Raw genomic sequence first — 16396 nt, 5'->3', positions numbered from 1 at the left:
GAACCCGCCAATTCAATGAGACGGGCGCCCATCCGACTTCGGGACCGCCTCCGACTTCGTGACCGGCCCCCCGCGCTTCGCCGCCTGGATCTGCTCGTACACATGGGTCCGCAGTTCGGCGAAGCGCGCGGACACCCGCGTGTTCAACTGGTCGCGCGCATCCGGCAGATCGACCTTCAGCTGTTCCTGGACGACCGTGGGGGAGGCCGACAGCACCAGGACCCGCTCACCGAGATAGACGGCCTCGTCGATGTCGTGCGTGACGAACAGGATCGTGATGCCCCGCTCCCGCCACAGCCGCCGCACCAGGTCCTCCAGGTCGGCGCGGGTCTGGGCGTCGACCGCGGCGAACGGCTCGTCCATCAGCAGCACCCGGGGTTCGTAGGCCAGAGCGCGGGCGATGGCCACCCGCTGCTGCATCCCGCCGGACAACTGCCAGGGGTACGCCCCCACCGCGTCCGCCAGACCCACCGAGTGCAGCGCGTCCCGCACCAGTTCACGGCGGCGCGCCTTGCTCAACTTCTTCTGCTTCAGCGGTAGTTCGACGTTCTCACCGACCCGCATCCACGGGAAGAGACTGCGGCCGTACTCCTGGAACACGAACGCCATGCCGGGCGGCGGACCCGTCACCCGCCGCCCCTCCAGCAGGACCTCGCCGCCGGTCGGGGCGAGCAGTCCGCCCATGCACTTCAGCAGCGTCGTCTTGCCGCAGCCGGACGGGCCGACGAGACAGACCAGTTCGCCCGCGTCCACGGTGAAGGTGAGATCCCGCACCGCCTCCACGCGGCGCCCGGACCCCTCGTAGACCTTCCTCAATCCGCGCACGTCGAGCATGGGTTGCCCTTTCCTCAGGCTCACGGAGAACGACGCGTGGCGGCGCGCAGGCCGTGGTACCAGCCCAGCACCCGCCGTTCGACGAGTTGGAAGACGACCGACAGCAGGAAGCCCAGCAGGCCGAGGACCAGGATCCCGGTCCACATGTCGGGGATCGCGAAACTGCGCTGGAACTGCACGATGGTGAAGCCCAGCCCGTTGCTGGCCGCGAACATCTCGCTGATGACCATCAGGATGATGCCGATGGACAGCGCCTGGCGGAGCCCCGCGAAGATCTGCGGACTCGCCGAGCGCAGCACCACGTGCCGCAGCCGCGCCGCGCCCGTGAGGCCGTAACTGCGGGCCGTCTCCGCCATCACCGGGTCGACGGCGCGTACGCCCTCCACGGTGTTCAGCAGGATCGGCCAGACACAGCCGCTCGCGATCACGGTGACCTTCATGGTGTCGCCGATGCCCGCGAACAGCATGATGACCGGCACCAGGACCGGCGGCGGCACCGCGCGCAGGAACTCCAGCACCGGCTCGCACACCGCCCGCACCCGCCGGTAGGAGCCGATCACCGTGCCGAGCCCCACACCCACCACGGCCGCCAGCGCGTAACCGCCGCTCAGGCGCAGCACGCTGGGCACGACGTCGCCGGTGAGCCGGTCGGCGGTCCACACGTCCGGGAAGGTCTCAAGGATCGTCGACAGCGGCGGCCAGTACACGTCCGTGCTGTCCTCGGACGCCACCCACCACACGGCCACCAGCACCGCGGGCAGCGCGAGCACGAACACGGTCCGCAGCAGCAGGGTCCTCACACCGCCACCTCCCCGCGCACCGACTGGTGCCAGCCCAGCGCCCGCCGCTCCACCGTGCGGGCGCCCACGTTGATCAGCAGCCCCAGCAGCCCGGTGACCACGATCAGCGCGTACATCTCCGGCACCGCCTGCGAGGTCTGCGCCACCGCGATCCGCGAGCCCAACCCCGGTGCCCCGATGACGAGTTCGGCGGTGATGGCGAGGATCAGCGCCACCGCGGCGGCCAGCCGTACCCCGGTCATCACATACGGCAGGGCGGTCGGCCAGAGCACATGACGGACCCGCGCCCAGGTGCCCAGACCGTACGACCGCGCCGTCTCGTCGGCGACCGGGTCCACGTCCTGGACGCCGTACAGCACCTGGATCAGCACCTGCCAGAAGGAGGCGTAGACGACGAGCAGGAGCACCGAGCGCAGTTCGGTGCCGTACAGGAGGACCGCGAGCGGGATGAGGGCGACCGAGGGGATCGGGCGCAGGAACTCGATGGTGGAGGCGGTGGCCTCGCGCAGGTACGGCACCACCGAGATCACCACGCCCGCCACGATTCCCGCGCAGGAGGCGAGGGCGAGGCCCAGCGCCCAGCCGGTGAGAGTGTCACCGAGGGCCGACCAGAAGGCGGAGTCGGCCAGTTCGGTGGCGAGGGCGTCGGCGATCTCGCCGGTCGGCGGGAAGTACTCCTCCTTGACCAGGCCGAGCCGCGGCACCGCCTCGCCCAGGGCGAGGAAGGCCGCGAGCCCGGCCGTGCCGAGCAGGGTGTTCAGCCCTTTCACGACAGCAGTTCGTCCAGGTCCGGCGCAGACTTGAACAGGCCGTCCCGCTCGCCGAGTTCCGCCAGCTTCTCGATGGAGGGGCGGTTCGCCTCGGCCGGCCACTTCGGCAGCGTCACCTGCTTGAGCACGTCCGGCGGGATCTTGGTGTAGGTCGTGACGATCTCGCGGACCTCGTCCGGGTGGGCGTCGGCGTAGGCGAGGGACTCCGCGGTGGCCTTCTGGAACTTCTCCACCACCTCCGGCTCGCTCTCCGCGTACTGCATGGAGGTGAAGTACATGGCGACCGTCAGGTCGGGAGCCACATCGACGAGGGAGGAGGCGATCTCCCGGCCGCCCTGGCTCTTGATGGTGGCGAGCGCCGGTTCCACGACCATCGCCGCGTCGATCTGGCCCTCGTCCAGGGCCGCTGGCATCTGGTCGAAGGCCAGCTCGACGAACTCCACCTTGTCCGGGTCGCCGCCCGCCTTGCGCACCGACTCGCGGACCGCCGTCTCGTTGATGTTCTTCAGCGTGTTGACGGCGACATTCTTGCCCTCCAGCTCGCTCGGTGACTTCAGAGGGCTGTCGCCCTTCACCGTGAGCGCCCCGAAGTCCTTGCCGTCCTCGCCGGTCGACGCGATGCCGTTGGCGATGGCCCGCACCGGGACCTTGTTGGACTGGGCGATCATCAGCGAGGTCATATTGCTGAAGCCGAACTCGTACTGCCCGCTGACCACGGCCGGCACGATCGCGGCGCCTCCCTGAGCACTCGTCAACTTCAGTTTCAGGCCGTGCTTTTCGTAGAAGCCCTTCTCCTGGCCGAGGTAGAGGGGCGCGACGTCGACGATGGGGATGAGCCCCACGGTGACCGTCGTGACGTCGCCGGACGAGCCCGCTTCGTCCGACGTGTCACCGTCGTCGGACGAGCCGCAGGCGGTGAGGGCTAACAGGAAACTGCCTGCCGCGAGACCGGCGAGCAGACGACGCATGACTCCTCCTGTGGAGACAACGGTGTTCCGACAGGCTGTGCGCAGACCGCACAGTAGTGCTCAAGCGTGTACAGCGGGAAGGTAGGGGTCCCGTACCGATCGGGTCAACCTTGGTGGCTGACATAATTGTTGACATCCCAGGAGGCGACGATGTCCGAGCCGGACCGTGGACGACACTTCGTGAACTCCTTCGCACACGGCCTCGCCGTCGTCCGTTCCTTCGACGCCGAGCACCCCGCCCGTACGCTCTCCGAGGTCGCCCGTGACTGCGGGCTCACCCGGGCCGCCGCCCGCCGACTGCTGCTCACCCTGGCCGACCTGGGCTACGTCCACCAGGACGGCCGCCGCTTCCGGCTCACCCCGCGCGTGCTGGAACTCGGCTACTCCTACCTCTCCAGCTTCACCCTGCCCGAGCTGGCCGAGCCGCATCTGGAGCAACTGGTCGCCCGCATAAGGGAGTCGTCCTCGCTGTGCGTCCTGGACGGCGACGACATCGTGTACGTGGCCCGGGTGCCGACCAGCCGCATCATGACCGCGTCCATCACCGTGGGCACCCGCTTCCCGGCCCATGTCACCTCGGTGGGCCGGGTGATCCTCGCGCACCTGACGGACGGGGAGATCGACACCCGGCTCGCGCGGGCCGACCTGACCCCGCTGACCCCGCGCACGCTCACCACGCCGGACGCCCTGTGGGCCGAGCTGCGCCGGGTGCGCCGCCAGGGGTACGCGATCGTCGACCAGGAACTGGAGCTGGGGCTGCGCTCGGTGGCCGCCCCGGTGCGGGACCGGGCCGGGGAGGTGACGGCGGCCGTGAACATCGCGGTGCACGCGGGCCGCAACTCCCTGGAGTCCGTCCGCCGCGACCTGCTGCCGCCGCTGCTGGAGACGGTCGCCCGGATCGAGGCCGACCTGAGGATCACAGGTCCAGCACGAGCCGCTTCCCCCGGCACCGGGACACACAGATGAGCATGGTCTCCCCGGCCGCGCGCTCGTCCTCCGTCAGCAGCGAGTCGCGATGGTCGGGGGTGCCCTCGACGACCTCCGTCTCACAGGTGCCGCAGGTGCCCTCGGTACAGGAGTACAGCACCTCGACCCCGGCGGCGCGCACGGCGTCGAGCACGGAGACCCCGGGCGGCACGGTGAGACGGCGCCCGCTGCGGGCGAGGACGACCTCGAACTCACCTTCCTCGTGGCCCAGTTGCTCTTTGGGGCGGAACCGCTCGACGTGGAGGCGGCCGGCCGGGCAGCGGGCCGCCACCGCGTCCAGCAGCGGCCCGGGACCGCAGCAGTACACCAGGGTGCCGTCGGGGAGGTGGTCCAGCACCGGGGGCAGGTCCAGCAGCCCGGTCTCGTCCTCGGGAGCGAGGGTCACGCGGTCGCCGTAGCGGGCGAGTTCCCCGGCGAACGCCATCGACGAGCGGCTGCGGCCCCCGTACAGCAGACTCCACTCGGCGCCCGCCGCCTCCGCCGCGGCCAGCATGGGCAGGATCGGGGTGATGCCGATACCGCCCGCCACGAACCGGTAGCGGGGCGCGGTGCGCAGGGCGAAGTGGTTGCGGGGGCCGCGGAAGCGGACCTTGTCGCCGAGCCCCAACCGCTCGTGCGCATACGCCGATCCGCCCCGCCCGTGCTCCTCCCGCAGCACCGCGATCCGCCAGGAGGTGCGGTCGGCCGGGTCGCCGCACAGGGAGTACTGGCGCTCCAGGCCCGGCGCGAGGAGCAGGTCGATGTGGGCGCCGGGCGCCCAGACGGGCAGGGGCGCGCCGAGCGGGTCGGCGAGGGTGAGCGCGAGAACGTCGTCGGCGATCAACCGGCGCTCCCGCACGACGAGTTCACTCAACGCCCTGGTGCCCCTCGGGATGTCCGAGCATCCACTCCCACATCGCGACCGGATCCTCGGCGGTGTGCTCGGCGCCGCAGTGACAGGTGCCGTGCAGCAGGTCGGTGCCCGGCACCCAGTCGACGCGGTAGATCTTGCCGGCCGGCGCGGTCACCGGGCCCGCTCCACCGGCTTGTCGCCCTCCTCCGCCAGCCGGGCGAGGATCCTGCGGGCGGCCAGACCGCCGGTGTCGATGTTGATGCTCAGCTCCTGGTAGCCGTGGCGCTCGGTGCCGAGGGTGCGCTGGAGCAGATTGAGCGCGTCCACGTCCTGCATCACCACCGTGTGGTTGTTGCTCCGCAGGAACTCGCTGACCTCCGCTTCGTCGGTCGCCCAGTCCCGGGAGACCGCCCAGAAGTCGTACACCCTGCCGTCGGCAGAGGGCGTGATCGCGTACGTCACCTCCGTGTGGAAGCCGCCCGGGTCGCTGCCGTCCGGTTCCGGGACCACGCCCACCGGCGCGACCCTGCTGTGCAGCAGGTACAGACAGGGCGCGAAGTACTCGATGTCCTGCCAGCGAGTGATCCGCCCCTCGATCCCGGTCGACCTCGCGTAGAAGGGCGGGCACTCGGCGTCGTCCATGTGCCGGCTCACCCGTACGATCCCGGCGCCCTCGTCGACCTCCGTGGTGATCGGCGTCTCGGCGACCTCGGGCGTGCCGATGTACCCGCCGTGCAGGTACGTCTCGTGCGACAGGTCCAGCAGGTTGTCGACGAGGAGCCCGTAGTCGCAGTCGATCGGCTCCATGCCGCGCACGGTGACCCAGCCGGGGGAGTCCAGGTGCCGGGCCCGGGGGATGCCCGACGGATTGGCGAGGGCGGGGTCGCCGATCCACACCCACACCAGCGAGTCCTGCTCGACCACGGGGTAGGAGGCGATCCGGGCGGTGCGGGGTACGCGCTTCTGCCCCGGCACGTACACGCACGCGCCGGTCGTGTCGTACGTGAACCCGTGGTACCCGCACACGATCCGGTCGCCGTCGAGCCGGGTGGGCGGCTCGGAGAGCGGGTAACGCCGGTGCACACAACGGCCGTTGAGCGCGACCGGCGTCCCGTCCTCCTGCGACCGGTAGAGCACGAGCGGCTCCCCGAGCACGGTTCGCCCGAGCAACTCCCGCCCCACCTCGTGGCTGTAGGCGGCGACGTACCACTGGTTCCTGGCGAACGCGGTCATGTGCGGCATGGCGGTCCCGTCCCTGTCGGCGGGGCGGCACCGCCCCGCGCACCGTGGTCGCAACCAGGGTCCTGACGGGCACGGTGCCTGCGCAAGACGACTTCCACCCGGCGGAAGCCACCGGGAGCAGCGCTCCACACCCCAAGGCGCATTCCGGTCCCACCGATCTTGCCGGGCAGGGTGCCCGGTCCTTTAGGGCCGGGGGGAATGCCCGCCCCCGCGTAGCGGGGCAGGAGTAGCCGGATCGCCGCCGGGTCGATCCGGCGTACCGGGGGACTCAGCAGCACGGCGCACTACGGAGACCAGCCATGAGTTCAGGGAGCGGTCGTCAGCGGCAGCAGCGGCGATGGCCATCGCGTGTACGTCGTCCGGGAGGCGCAGGTTCACGTGCTTGGTCATAGGACCATTCTGGCACCGGTCTCAGAATGGAGCTATTATGGGACCATGAGTCGTTTCCGGATGTACCCGACGCCCGCGCAGGCAGAGCAGATGCTGCTGCACTGCGCGCACGCTCGGTACGTCTGGAATCTCGCCGTCGAGCAGCACGCGCACTGGCAGCCGGGCCGCAAAGCCGCGCCGTCGTTCGCGGAGCAGTGCCGCCAGCTCACCGAAGCCCGCGCCGCCTCCGACTGGCTCCGAGCCGGGAACCAGACCGTCCAGGCCCAGGCGCTGAAGGACTTCGCCAAGGCCAAGAACGCCCGCTTCACCTCCGGGTTCGGCGAGCCGACCTGGCGGAAGAAGCACCGGCACGAAGGGTTCCGCGTCATCGGCGACGACCGCGTGCCTGAGTGCAACGAGGACGGCACGCCGAAGCTGAACGTCAAGACCGGCAAGCAAGTCATGGGCCGCGCCGTGACCGTGCAGAAACTCAACCGACGGTGGGCTCAGGTCAAGGTGCCCGGATGTGGATGGGTCCGCATCCGCCTCAGCCCCGGCGGCAAGGGCGCCGTACTGCCGTCCGCGAAGTCGTTCCGCGTCACGTACAAGAACGGCCAATGGCACGCAGCGTTCGCCGTCGTCCCGGAACCGATCGAAGCACCCGGCACCGGCGAGGTCATCGGTATCGACCGGGGTGTGAAAATCACCGCAGCCCTGTCGGACGGCCGACGCCTGAACTGCCCTCAGCTCACCGCCAAGGAACGCGCACAGGTCCGCAAGCACCAGCGGCGCGCCGCCCGCGCACCCAAGGGCAGCGACCTCAAGACCGCCGAGTGCGCCAAGGTCGCCAAGCTCAAAGCACGCGAGGCGAACCGGCGTAAGGACTGGGCCGAGAAGACCTCGACCATGCTCGCCCGCACCTACGATCTGGTGCGGTTCGAGAAGCTGAACATCCGGACCATGACCCGCTCCGCGAAAGGCACAGTCGACGCGCCCGGACGGAACGTCCGCGCCAAGTCCGGGCTCAACCGCAGCATCCTCGCTCAAGGCTGGGGGCTGCTGCGGCAGCGCACCGAACACAAGGCCCCGGGCAGGGTCGAAGACGTCCCGGCCCCGTACACCTCCCTGCGATGCAGCGCCTGCGGTTGGATTGAGAAGAAGTCACGCAAGAGCCAAGCTGACTTCGTCTGCGTGTCCTGCGGGTTCACCTGCAACGCGGATGAGAACGCAGCTATCAACGTCGCGGCAGGACAGGGCGGGATTCCCCGCCCCCGGCGATCAGCCGGTGCCGGAGGGACGACACCGCCGAACAAGCGGTCGAGCGTCCGTGAACCTCAGCCTGAATGGGTTGGAATCCCCGTCTTTTAAGAGGGGGAGGATGTCAACTGAACCCCGTGTTCTGGATGGTCCAGGTGGAGCGCATCGGCTTCCTCGGCCAGGGTGACGTCGGCGCGCTCTGGGCGCTCGCCGTGGTCTGGGGCCTCGCGGCAGCCCTCACCACCTGGTCGGCGGTCCTTTTCGCGAGCGGTCGCCTGAAGCCCTGACCCCTGCCAGTCACCGAGGTTGTGTCGGCACGCCCCCTTGACGGCGCCGGGGTGTGGGCCGACACTCCAGTACGGGAATCATAGTGAATTGGTAGGGAAAGATGGACCGTTCTGTGCTGGACCCCGGTCGGCCAGCCGTCCGTATCGCGGCGTGCCCGCTGCCCCTGCTCACGTCCCGCCGTCACATCGACCTGCTGCGCGTGTGCAGCGCGGCGGGCTTCCCCCGGTACCGCGGCCTCTGAGCCCACCCGCGCCCGCACCCCCGTACCGGCCGTGCCGAAGCCGCCGCGTGCCGTCCCCGCCCCCTGTCCGCATACCCGCGCCCGTATGCCCGCGACCAGCACCCAGGGAGACGTATGTCCGCCGCATCCCCGACCGCCGCCCCCGTTCCCCGTTTCCGCAGCCGCATCGGCTGTGACGCCCGCAGCGGCTACTACGCCGCCCCGCACCGCTACCGGCTCCACCTCGCGCCGTCCTGTCCGAACTGCCTGCAGATCGCGATCACGCACCGCCTGCTCGGCCTCGACGACACCCTCCCCGTGACCCTGCTGCCCGCCCTGCCCGACGGCCCGGACGGCGGCCACCTCGCCCTGCGCCCGCTCTACGAGGCCGGCGCGCACCAGCACCGCGGACCGGCCGCGGCGCCGGTCCTCAGCGACGACTGGACCGGCACCGTCGTCAGTACGCACACCCCCGACATCCTGCGCGACCTCGCCCGGCGCTTCGGCGGCGACGGCCCCGACCTGTGCCCGCGCGGTACCGAGCAGGCCGTCGAGACCGTGTCCCGACTCTGCGAACGGGGCATCGTCTCGGCCGCCCAGCGCGCCGGGCGCTCCGACGGCGACCCCGCGGACCGCACCAGCGGCCTGGCCACCCTGCTGCGCACCCTGGACGTACTGGACTGGCGCCTGGCCTCCCACGCGTACGTCCTCGGCGCTGAACTCACCCTCGCCGACGTCCAGTTGTGGGTCACCCTGGTCCAACTGGACCTGGTCCACCGCCACTACCTGGACGCCGCCGCGGTGCAGCGCGTCACCGAGCACTCCCGCGTCTGGGCCTACGCCCGACGGCTGGCGGCCCATCCCGCCTTCGGTCCCCACCTCGACCTGGACGGCATCACCCGCAGGCACCACGCCCACTGCCGGGGCGAGGAGGCGGCGGGCGCGGCGGTGCGGATCGTGGACTGGGAGGCGTACGCACGCCACGGTTCCCCGGAACCGGTGGCGCACCGGCCCGTCTGACGGGACCGCCGTTCAGTCGACGCGAGGGCTGCGACGTTCGACGAGCAGGACGTCGCGCCAGCGCCCGTGGTGGCGGCCGATGCGTTCCCTGGTGCCGATGACCCGGAACCCGGCCCGCTCGTGGAGCGCCAGACTGGCGGTGTTCTCTGGGAAGATGCCGGACTGGACGGTCCAGATCCCCGCCGCCTCCGTCGACTCGATCAGCGCGTCCAGCAACCGCCGCGCGACACCGCGCCCCCGGGCGTCGGGACGGACGTACACGGAGTGCTCGACGACCCCGGCGTAGGCGCACCGGTCGGAAACGGCACTGGCGGCCACCCACCCGAGCACCCGTCCGTCACCCTCGTCCAGCGCGACGAACCGCTGTTCGGGCAACTTGGCCTTGTCGAAGGCGACCCAGTCCGGCGGCTCGGTCTCGAAGGTGGCGTCGCCCTCCTCGATCCCCAGCCGGTAGATCTCCAGCACCTGTCGGGCGTGCTCCTCGGTCATCGGCACGATCCGCACGGAGCCTCCCTCGACCCGATCCCGGCGCGGCACCTCGGTGTTCGGCATGCATTCATGTTCACACACCTCGAATCAGGGGAGCCGTCGTAGGGCGCTCGCCTCCGCCCGGGTACCCCCAACCTTCACACCCCCGCCACCGCCCCCTTCCCTGGCGTTTCGTGCTCCTGGAACACTCCTTTCGCGCGCAATTCGTCATGACCCCGTCCGGTACCCCCACCCAGCACGAGAGGTCACTCATCCATGGCCGACGTCAACCGGCGCCGTTTTCTCCAGCTCACCGGCGCCACCGCCGCGTTCTCGGCGCTGTCCGGCAGCATCCAGCGGGCCGCCGCCATCCCGGCGCACCATCGCACCGGTTCCATCGAGGACGTCGAGCACATCGTCGTCCTGATGCAGGAGAACCGTTCGTTCGACCACTACTTCGGCACGCTGCGGGGCGTCCGCGGTTTCGGCGACCCGCATCCGGTCACCCTCGACAGCGGGAAGTCGGTGTGGCACCAGTCCGACGGCGCCAAGGACGTGCTCCCCTTCCACCCGACCGCGGACGATCTCGGCATGCAGTTCCTGGAGGGGCTGCCGCACGGGTGGACCGACGGTCAACAGGCGTACCACGGTGGGAAGTACGACCGGTGGATCCCCGCCAAGGGCACCACGACGATGGCGTATCTCACCCGTGAGGACATCCCGTTCCACTACGCCCTCGCCGACGCCTTCACCGTCTGCGACGCCTACCACTGCTCGTTCATCGGCTCCACCGACCCGAACCGCTACTACCTGTGGACGGGCTGCACCGGCAACGACGGCACCGGCGGCGGCCCGGTCCTCGGCAACGAGGAGCTGGGCTACGGCTGGACCACCTACCCCGAGCGGCTGGAGGCGGCCGGGGTCTCCTGGCGGATCTACCAGGACATCGGGGACGGACTCGACGCGGCGGGGTCGTGGGGGTGGATCGGCGACGCCTACCGCGGCAACTACGGCGACAACTCCCTGCTGTACTTCACCAAGTACCGGGAGGCCCGGCCCGGCGAACCCTGGTTCGACAAGGCCCGTACCGGTACCGATGTGAGGAACGGGGACCGCTGGTTCGACCGGCTCGCAGCCGACGTCAGGGCGGGGACCCTGCCCCAGGTCTCCTGGATCGCCGCCCCCGAGGCCTTCTCCGAGCACTCCAACTGGCCCTCCAACTACGGCGCCTGGTACATCGCCCAGGTCCTCGACGCGCTCACCGCCAACCCGGAGGTCTGGTCGAGGACGGCCCTGTTCCTCACGTACGACGAGAACGACGGCTTCTTCGACCACCTCGTGCCGCCGCTCCCGCCGAAGGACGCCTCCCAGGGGAAGTCCACCGTCGATGTCTCACTGGACCTGTACCCGGGTGACATCCGCAGGCCCGCCGGGCCCTACGGACTCGGGCCGCGGGTGCCCATGCTGGTGGTCTCGCCCTGGAGCAAGGGCGGGTACGTCTGCTCCGAGACCCTCGACCACACCTCGATCCTGCGCTTCATGGAGCGCCGTTTCGGGGTGCGCGAGCCCCAGATCTCCCCCTGGCGCCGGACCGTCTGCGGCGACCTCACCTCCGCCTTCGACTTCTCCCGGCGGGACAGCCGCCCGGCCGCCCTGCCGGGCACGGACGCCTACGAGCCGCCGGACCGCGAACGGCACCCCGACTACCGGCCGACACCTCCGGCCGACCCCGACATGCCCCGCCAGGAACGCGGACTGCGCCCCGCCCGCCCCCTGAAGTACGCCCCGTACGTGGACGGCTCGGTGGACGCGGCGGCCGGTACCTTCACGCTCGCCTTCGCCTCGGGGGCCGAGGCGGGCGCCGCCTTCCTGGTGACCTCGGGCAACCGCGGCGACGGGCCCTGGACGTACACCACCGAGGCCGGCAAGAGCCTCGCCGACACCTGGAACTCGGTGTGGTCCCACGGCTCGTACGACCTGGTCGTGCACGGCCCCAACGGCTTCCTGCGCGTCTTCAAGGGCCGCAACGACACCCCGGGCCCGGAGGTCGGAGCCCGGCACGCCGGTGACGACGTACGGCTGACCTTCACCAACAAGGGCACCGAGGCTGTCCGGCTCAAGGTCGGCAACGCGTACGGGGGACGGGACCGCGCCTTCACCGTCCGGCCGGGCGCCACCGTCCGGCACACCGTCTGCCTGAAGGCGAGCCGGCGCTGGTACGACCTGACCGTCACCTCGGACACCGACCCGGTGTTCCTGCGCCGGTTCGCGGGGCACGTGGAGAACGGCCGTCCCGGGGTGAGCGACCCGGCGATGCTCGTCGAGTAGCGGCTCAGAGCGCCGTGAGGTGCCCCGGTTCCGGCTGCCGGGGCATCAGGCCGAGGTCCAGGGGCGTCGCGGGCTGGAGCCGCAGCGCCGGTTCCGGGGACGCGGTGCCCGGCTCCAGGGCCAGTACCGCGGCGACCGGGTGCTCCTCCTCCGGCTCGGTGACCCGGTGCTCCTCCGGCTCGGTGACCCGGGTGAGCAGGACCACGCCGCGGGCGGCGAGGCAGGCGCCCGCCAGGGCGAGCAGCACTCCGGCGGGGCCGCCCTGGATCCGCTCGCCCAGCAGGGCGAGGCCGATGACCGCGGCGGCCACCGGGTTGGCCAGGGTGACCAGCGCGAGCGGGGCGTCCAGGCCGTCGCGGTAGGCCGACTGCGACAGCAGCAGACCGCCCGCCGCGAACACCGCCACGACCAGGGCGACCCCGATCACCTGCATGCTCAGCAGCGATCCGGAGCGGTCCGTGGCGGCCACGGTCACGGTCTGGGTGAGCGCCGAGGCCACCCCGGAGGCCATCCCGGACGCCGTCGCGTGCCGCAGGCCCCGCCGCTTGCCCGGCCGCCCCAGGGCCGCGATCAGCACCGAGGTGATCCCGGCGACCGCGATCGCCTCGGACACGCTCAGCACGTCGTCGGGGGCGTGCCCGGACGCGGTGACGAGGATCGCCGCGAGACCGAGCAGGGTGAGGGCGGTGCCCCGCCACTCGGTGCCGGTGACCCGGCGCCCGGCGACCCGCGCGCCCAGCGGCACGGCCGCGACCAGGGTCAGCGCGCCGAGCGGCTGGACCACGGTGAGCGGCCCGTACTTCAGGGCCACGACGTGCAGCAGCGCGCCGGTGGCGTTCAGGCCGACGGTCGACCACCAGGCGCCCGAGCCCAGCATCCGCAGGACTCCGGCGCCGGGAGTGCGCGAGGCGAGCCGCTCCTGGGCGACGGCGGCGGTCGCGTAGGCGACGGCGGAGAACAGGGACAGCACTACCGCGAACAGGGTGGCGTTCATCGGCCCGCTCCCACGAGAGTCGGTTCGGCGACGTTTTCGTCGGCCTGGGCGTCCGCCGGTTCGGCGGGTTCGGTGCCGCGTCCCCCGGTGGTGCCGGTGCGGTGCGGCGGGCGGATCACGGCGAGCGCGAGGCCGAGCAGTACGGCCGCCACGATCGCGTCGAGCCAGTAGTGGTTGGCGGTCCCCACGATCACCAGCAGGGTGACGATGGGGTGGGCCAGCCACAGCCAGCGCAGGCGGGACCGGGTGGTGACGATCAGGCCGATCGCGACCATCAGGGCCCAGCCGAAGTGCAGGGAGGGCATCGCGGCGAACTGGTTCGACAGCTGGTCGCCGGCGGGCGGGCCGTACACGGACGGCCCGAACACCCGGGCGGTGTCGATCAGCCCGCTCGCGGTGAGCATCCGGGGCGGGGCCAGCGGGAAGAGCAAGTGGCCCACGAGGGCGACCGCGGTGACCGTGGCGAGCACCCGGCGGGCCCACACGTAGTGCGCGGGGCGCCGCAGGTAGAGCCAGACCAGGAAGGCCGCGGTGGCCGGGAAGTGCACGGTCGCGTAGTAGGTGTTCGCGGCCTGGACCAGGGTTTCGCCGTGCAGCAGCAGCGACTGCACCGAGACCTCGTCGGGCAGCCGGACCGCCCGCTGGAGGTCCCACACCCGGTCGGCGTTGCGGAACGCCTCGCCGGTGTCCCCGACGGCCAGCTGCCGGCCCAGCTTGTAGACCAGGAAGAGCCCTGCGACGAGCAGGAGCTCACGGACGAGCGGCGGACGCGCTACGACGGCCGACTCGGTCGGTGCAGGCTCGGTGCGGGCATTCATCCCCCGGCCCCTTCGCTGACGGTGGGTGGTGCGGGCGGCGGCCCGCGGAGCTGTGACTCCGCGAAGGCGCCGAACTCATCGATACGGGCGAGTACCGATACGCCACTGTACCGATACGGCAGTGTACCGATACGGTCGGGTACCGGTACACTGGCGTACCGATAGACATAGGCCACACTGGAAGCAGCCGAGCGAAAGGAAGAGCCGATGACGTCGCAGGCCGTGGACGGACCGGAGACGGTCACCGCCTCGCGCCGCTCCAAGATCACGCCCGAGCGTGAGCAGGAGTTCTTCGACGCCGTCCTCGACCAGATCCGTCAGTGCGGGTACGACGCCGTGACGATGGAGGGCATCGCCGCGAGCACGCGGTGCAGCAAGTCCACGCTCTACCGGCAGTGGAAGACCAAACCGCAGTTCGTCGCGGCGGCCCTGCGCGCCAGCCGCTGTCCGCGGTTCGCCGGCATCGACACCGGAAGCCTCGCGGGGGACCTGCGCGAGGCGGGCCGGGCCGCGGGCGACCTGTCCGGCGACACCACGATCCTGCTCCAGGCCTTCGGGCACGCGGTCACCCAGGACCGCGAGCTCCAGCAGGCGCTGCGCGAGACGCTCGTGGAGCCCGAGCTGGCCGCGCTGCGGAAGATCATCCAGCGCGGGGTCGACCGCGGCGAGGTCGCCGCCGACCACCCGGCACTGCCGTACATCGCGGCACAGATCTTCGGCGTACTGCGCGCCCGGCCGGTCCTGGAGGGCGAGTTCGCCGACCCGGACTACCTGGTGCGGTTCGTGGAGGCCGCCGTACTGCCCACGCTGGGGCTGGCGGAAGGGCCGGGCACGGCCGCGACAGAGCCCGGCTCGCAGAAAATGTCCGAAAACCATCCGGATCAGGTCCCCGGCCCCGAGAAACACTGAGCCCAGGCCGCCGTCCACGGGATGACTGGACGGTGGCCTGTTCGCGCCGCACCGTGGGGACGGGGGCGGCGCGCACCCCCCGGCCGGGTGGGGTCCCTCGCTGAGCGGAGAGGGGCCCTGCCCGGCCGTCGATCTGTCGGAGCCCTCAGACCTCCTGGCCGCTGCCGCCGCCGGACGCCGGCTTGATGCCCTTGGTGATCTCGTCGATGACGGACTGCTTCTCGCCGACGTCGACCCCGAACCGGACCACCACGAACTGCCCGGACGCCGAGGGGGAGGGGAAGACCAGGGACTCGACGTACCCGTCGGTGCCCTTCTTGGTGACCGCCTTCCAGCGGATCCGGTAGCCCTTCTCCCCGGCCACCGTGACCGCCTCGGAGGCCAGCACCTTGTGGGAGGTGATCCCGCCGTAGCCCTCGCTGTAGGACTGCTCGGCGTTCTTCTCGATGTCCGCCTTGGCGATGGCCTCGGCGGTCCTGCCCTGGCTGCCCAGCAGACCGGCGGAGGTCGAGTAGGCGCCGCCCTTGACGCAGGCCGAGGAGGCGGGCTCGGGGCACTCGTACGTGTCGTTCGAGGTCACCGACGCGCCCGCGGCGTACGCCTGGCCGTGCCAGCCGTCCGGAATGGGCAGGCTGATCCCGTTGACCGGGTCGGTCACCGAGCCGCTCTCGATCCGCGGCGCCTCGGACCCCTCCGGCGACGGGGACGGGGACCGCTCGCGGTCGCCTCCGTCGTCGCCGCGGGGATCGTCCTCACCGCCGCCCCCGCCCTCCGGCCGGTCGTCGTCGCGCGGCTGCTGCCGGGAGTCGGCGGACGTATTGTCCGAACCCCCGTCGTCGGTGAGGACGTACACGCCCACCCCGATGCTGGCGAGCACGGCTGCCGCCACGGCCACGGCGATGCCCGTACGCAGCCCGCGCCGCCGCGGTGGCGGCACGGCCGGGTACGCCGGGTACGCCGGGGCAGGCCCGAAGCCCGGGTACGCGGTCGGCGCCCCGACGGTCGGCGCCCCGGCGGTGAGCGCCCCCGCGGCCGGCGGCTGCCCCCAGGCGGCGGCCGATCCAGCGGGACGGGTCTGCTGCGTCCACGCACTGCCGTCCCACCAGCGCTCGGTGGCGGGAGCGTCACTTGTCTGGCCCGGATCGGGGTACCACCCGGGAGGAGTCACCTGCGTCATGCCCCAACGGTATGAGGTGACCGTGAGATCCGTATGAGAGGCCCCGGTAACGTTTCCTCTCCGGACCGCGTCTGTCATCTTCCCGACCTCCGTGTCACCCGTGACGGCAAAGCTG

19 protein-coding genes are annotated in these 16396 nt (G+C 71.3%); 7 read left to right on the top strand and 12 right to left on the bottom strand.

Going from position 1 to position 16396, the window contains the following annotated elements; genetic code table 11:
• Positions 1-12: 12 nt before the first annotated feature.
• The 4 genes from GA0115233_RS00915 to GA0115233_RS00900 are packed head-to-tail and all read right to left on the bottom strand — an operon-like array spanning position 13 to position 3372.
• The gene (locus GA0115233_RS00915; protein ID WP_176711591.1) at positions 13-834 is read right to left on the bottom strand and encodes an ABC transporter ATP-binding protein; all 822 of its coding nucleotides are present in this window, start codon (positions 832-834) and stop codon (positions 13-15) included.
• Positions 835-854: 20 nt separating this feature from the next.
• On the bottom strand, positions 855-1634 hold the full coding sequence (locus GA0115233_RS00910) for an ABC transporter permease (RefSeq protein WP_093718058.1): 780 nt from the start codon (positions 1632-1634) through the stop codon (positions 855-857).
• Positions 1631-2404, bottom strand: a complete 774-nt coding sequence (locus GA0115233_RS00905; protein WP_093718057.1) for an ABC transporter permease — start codon at positions 2402-2404, stop codon at positions 1631-1633. The genes GA0115233_RS00910 and GA0115233_RS00905 overlap by 4 nt, the downstream gene beginning before the upstream one ends.
• Entirely contained in the window at positions 2401-3372 is a 972-nt protein-coding gene (locus GA0115233_RS00900; protein WP_093718056.1) for an ABC transporter substrate-binding protein, read from the bottom strand. Before GA0115233_RS00900 ends, GA0115233_RS00905 begins: the two co-directional genes overlap by 4 nt.
• A 150-nt stretch (positions 3373-3522) precedes the next feature.
• Here GA0115233_RS00900 and GA0115233_RS00895 point away from each other — a divergent pair, with 150 nt between their 5' ends.
• On the top strand, positions 3523-4338 hold the full coding sequence (locus GA0115233_RS00895) for an IclR family transcriptional regulator domain-containing protein (protein ID WP_093718055.1): 816 nt from the start codon (positions 3523-3525) through the stop codon (positions 4336-4338).
• Here the strand turns inward: GA0115233_RS00895 and GA0115233_RS00890 are convergent.
• The 4 genes from GA0115233_RS00890 to GA0115233_RS00875 form a co-directional block, all read right to left on the bottom strand.
• Complete coding sequence (locus GA0115233_RS00890; RefSeq protein WP_093718054.1) at positions 4289-5212, bottom strand: PDR/VanB family oxidoreductase; 924 nt, start codon at positions 5210-5212, stop codon at positions 4289-4291. The genes GA0115233_RS00895 and GA0115233_RS00890 overlap by 50 nt on opposite strands.
• Positions 5205-5366 (bottom strand): hypothetical protein, encoded by a 162-nt coding sequence (locus GA0115233_RS40820; RefSeq protein WP_093718053.1) that lies wholly within the window; start codon positions 5364-5366, stop codon positions 5205-5207. The genes GA0115233_RS00890 and GA0115233_RS40820 overlap by 8 nt, the downstream gene beginning before the upstream one ends.
• Positions 5363-6433, bottom strand: coding sequence for an aromatic ring-hydroxylating dioxygenase subunit alpha (locus GA0115233_RS00880; RefSeq protein ID WP_176711590.1), 1071 nt, complete (start codon positions 6431-6433; stop codon positions 5363-5365). Before GA0115233_RS00880 ends, GA0115233_RS40820 begins: the two co-directional genes overlap by 4 nt.
• Positions 6434-6616: 183 nt before the next feature.
• Positions 6617-6778: a toxin-antitoxin system HicB family antitoxin gene (locus GA0115233_RS00875; RefSeq protein WP_255310013.1), complete on the bottom strand. Its 162-nt coding sequence runs from the start codon at positions 6776-6778 to the stop codon at positions 6617-6619.
• Between the two features lie 3 nt (positions 6779-6781).
• Here GA0115233_RS00875 and GA0115233_RS00870 point away from each other — a divergent pair, with 3 nt between their 5' ends.
• The 4 genes from GA0115233_RS00870 (at position 6782) to GA0115233_RS00865 (ending at position 9587) form a co-directional block, all read left to right on the top strand.
• Positions 6782-8170 carry an RNA-guided endonuclease InsQ/TnpB family protein gene (locus tag GA0115233_RS00870; RefSeq protein ID WP_255310005.1) on the top strand — a complete coding sequence of 463 codons (1389 nt, stop codon included), beginning with the start codon at positions 6782-6784 and terminating at the stop codon, positions 8168-8170.
• Positions 8171-8196: 26 nt separating this feature from the next.
• Positions 8197-8346 carry a hypothetical protein gene (locus GA0115233_RS40815; protein WP_176711589.1) on the top strand — a complete coding sequence of 50 codons (150 nt, stop codon included), beginning with the start codon at positions 8197-8199 and terminating at the stop codon, positions 8344-8346.
• Positions 8347-8447: 101 nt separating this feature from the next.
• Entirely contained in the window at positions 8448-8588 is a 141-nt protein-coding gene (locus tag GA0115233_RS40810; protein ID WP_176711588.1) for a putative leader peptide, read from the top strand.
• 114 nt (positions 8589-8702) lie between these two features.
• Positions 8703-9587: a glutathione S-transferase C-terminal domain-containing protein gene (locus GA0115233_RS00865; RefSeq protein ID WP_093718050.1), complete on the top strand. Its 885-nt coding sequence runs from the start codon at positions 8703-8705 to the stop codon at positions 9585-9587.
• A gap of 12 nt (positions 9588-9599) precedes the next feature.
• Here GA0115233_RS00865 and GA0115233_RS00860 read toward each other — a convergent pair whose 3' ends face one another.
• Entirely contained in the window at positions 9600-10139 is a 540-nt protein-coding gene (locus tag GA0115233_RS00860) for a GNAT family N-acetyltransferase (protein ID WP_093718049.1), read from the bottom strand.
• 192 nt (positions 10140-10331) lie between these two features.
• Here GA0115233_RS00860 and GA0115233_RS00855 point away from each other — a divergent pair, with 192 nt between their 5' ends.
• Positions 10332-12383, top strand: coding sequence for a phosphocholine-specific phospholipase C (locus GA0115233_RS00855; protein WP_093718048.1), 2052 nt, complete (start codon positions 10332-10334; stop codon positions 12381-12383).
• Positions 12384-12387: 4 nt separating this feature from the next.
• Here GA0115233_RS00855 and GA0115233_RS00850 read toward each other — a convergent pair whose 3' ends face one another.
• Together GA0115233_RS00850 and GA0115233_RS00845 are read right to left on the bottom strand one after the other, a co-directional pair.
• Complete coding sequence (locus tag GA0115233_RS00850; RefSeq protein ID WP_093718047.1) at positions 12388-13377, bottom strand: DMT family transporter; 990 nt, start codon at positions 13375-13377, stop codon at positions 12388-12390.
• Positions 13374-14195 carry a phosphatase PAP2 family protein gene (locus tag GA0115233_RS00845; protein WP_093718046.1) on the bottom strand — a complete coding sequence of 274 codons (822 nt, stop codon included), beginning with the start codon at positions 14193-14195 and terminating at the stop codon, positions 13374-13376. Before GA0115233_RS00845 ends, GA0115233_RS00850 begins: the two co-directional genes overlap by 4 nt.
• A gap of 207 nt (positions 14196-14402) precedes the next feature.
• Between GA0115233_RS00845 and GA0115233_RS00840 the strand changes: the two genes are divergently transcribed.
• Positions 14403-15104: a TetR/AcrR family transcriptional regulator gene (locus tag GA0115233_RS00840; RefSeq protein WP_255310004.1), complete on the top strand. Its 702-nt coding sequence runs from the start codon at positions 14403-14405 to the stop codon at positions 15102-15104.
• Between the two features lie 145 nt (positions 15105-15249).
• Here GA0115233_RS00840 and GA0115233_RS00835 read toward each other — a convergent pair whose 3' ends face one another.
• Positions 15250-16281 carry a DUF2510 domain-containing protein gene (locus tag GA0115233_RS00835; protein ID WP_093718045.1) on the bottom strand — a complete coding sequence of 344 codons (1032 nt, stop codon included), beginning with the start codon at positions 16279-16281 and terminating at the stop codon, positions 15250-15252.
• Positions 16282-16396 lie beyond the last annotated feature (115 nt).

This window comes from Streptomyces sp. DI166 (assembly GCF_900091315.1).
GTDB classification, from domain to species: Bacteria; Actinomycetota; Actinomycetes; order Streptomycetales; family Streptomycetaceae; genus Streptomyces; species Streptomyces fuscus.
This window is presented reverse-complemented; position numbering and strand designations above follow the sequence as displayed.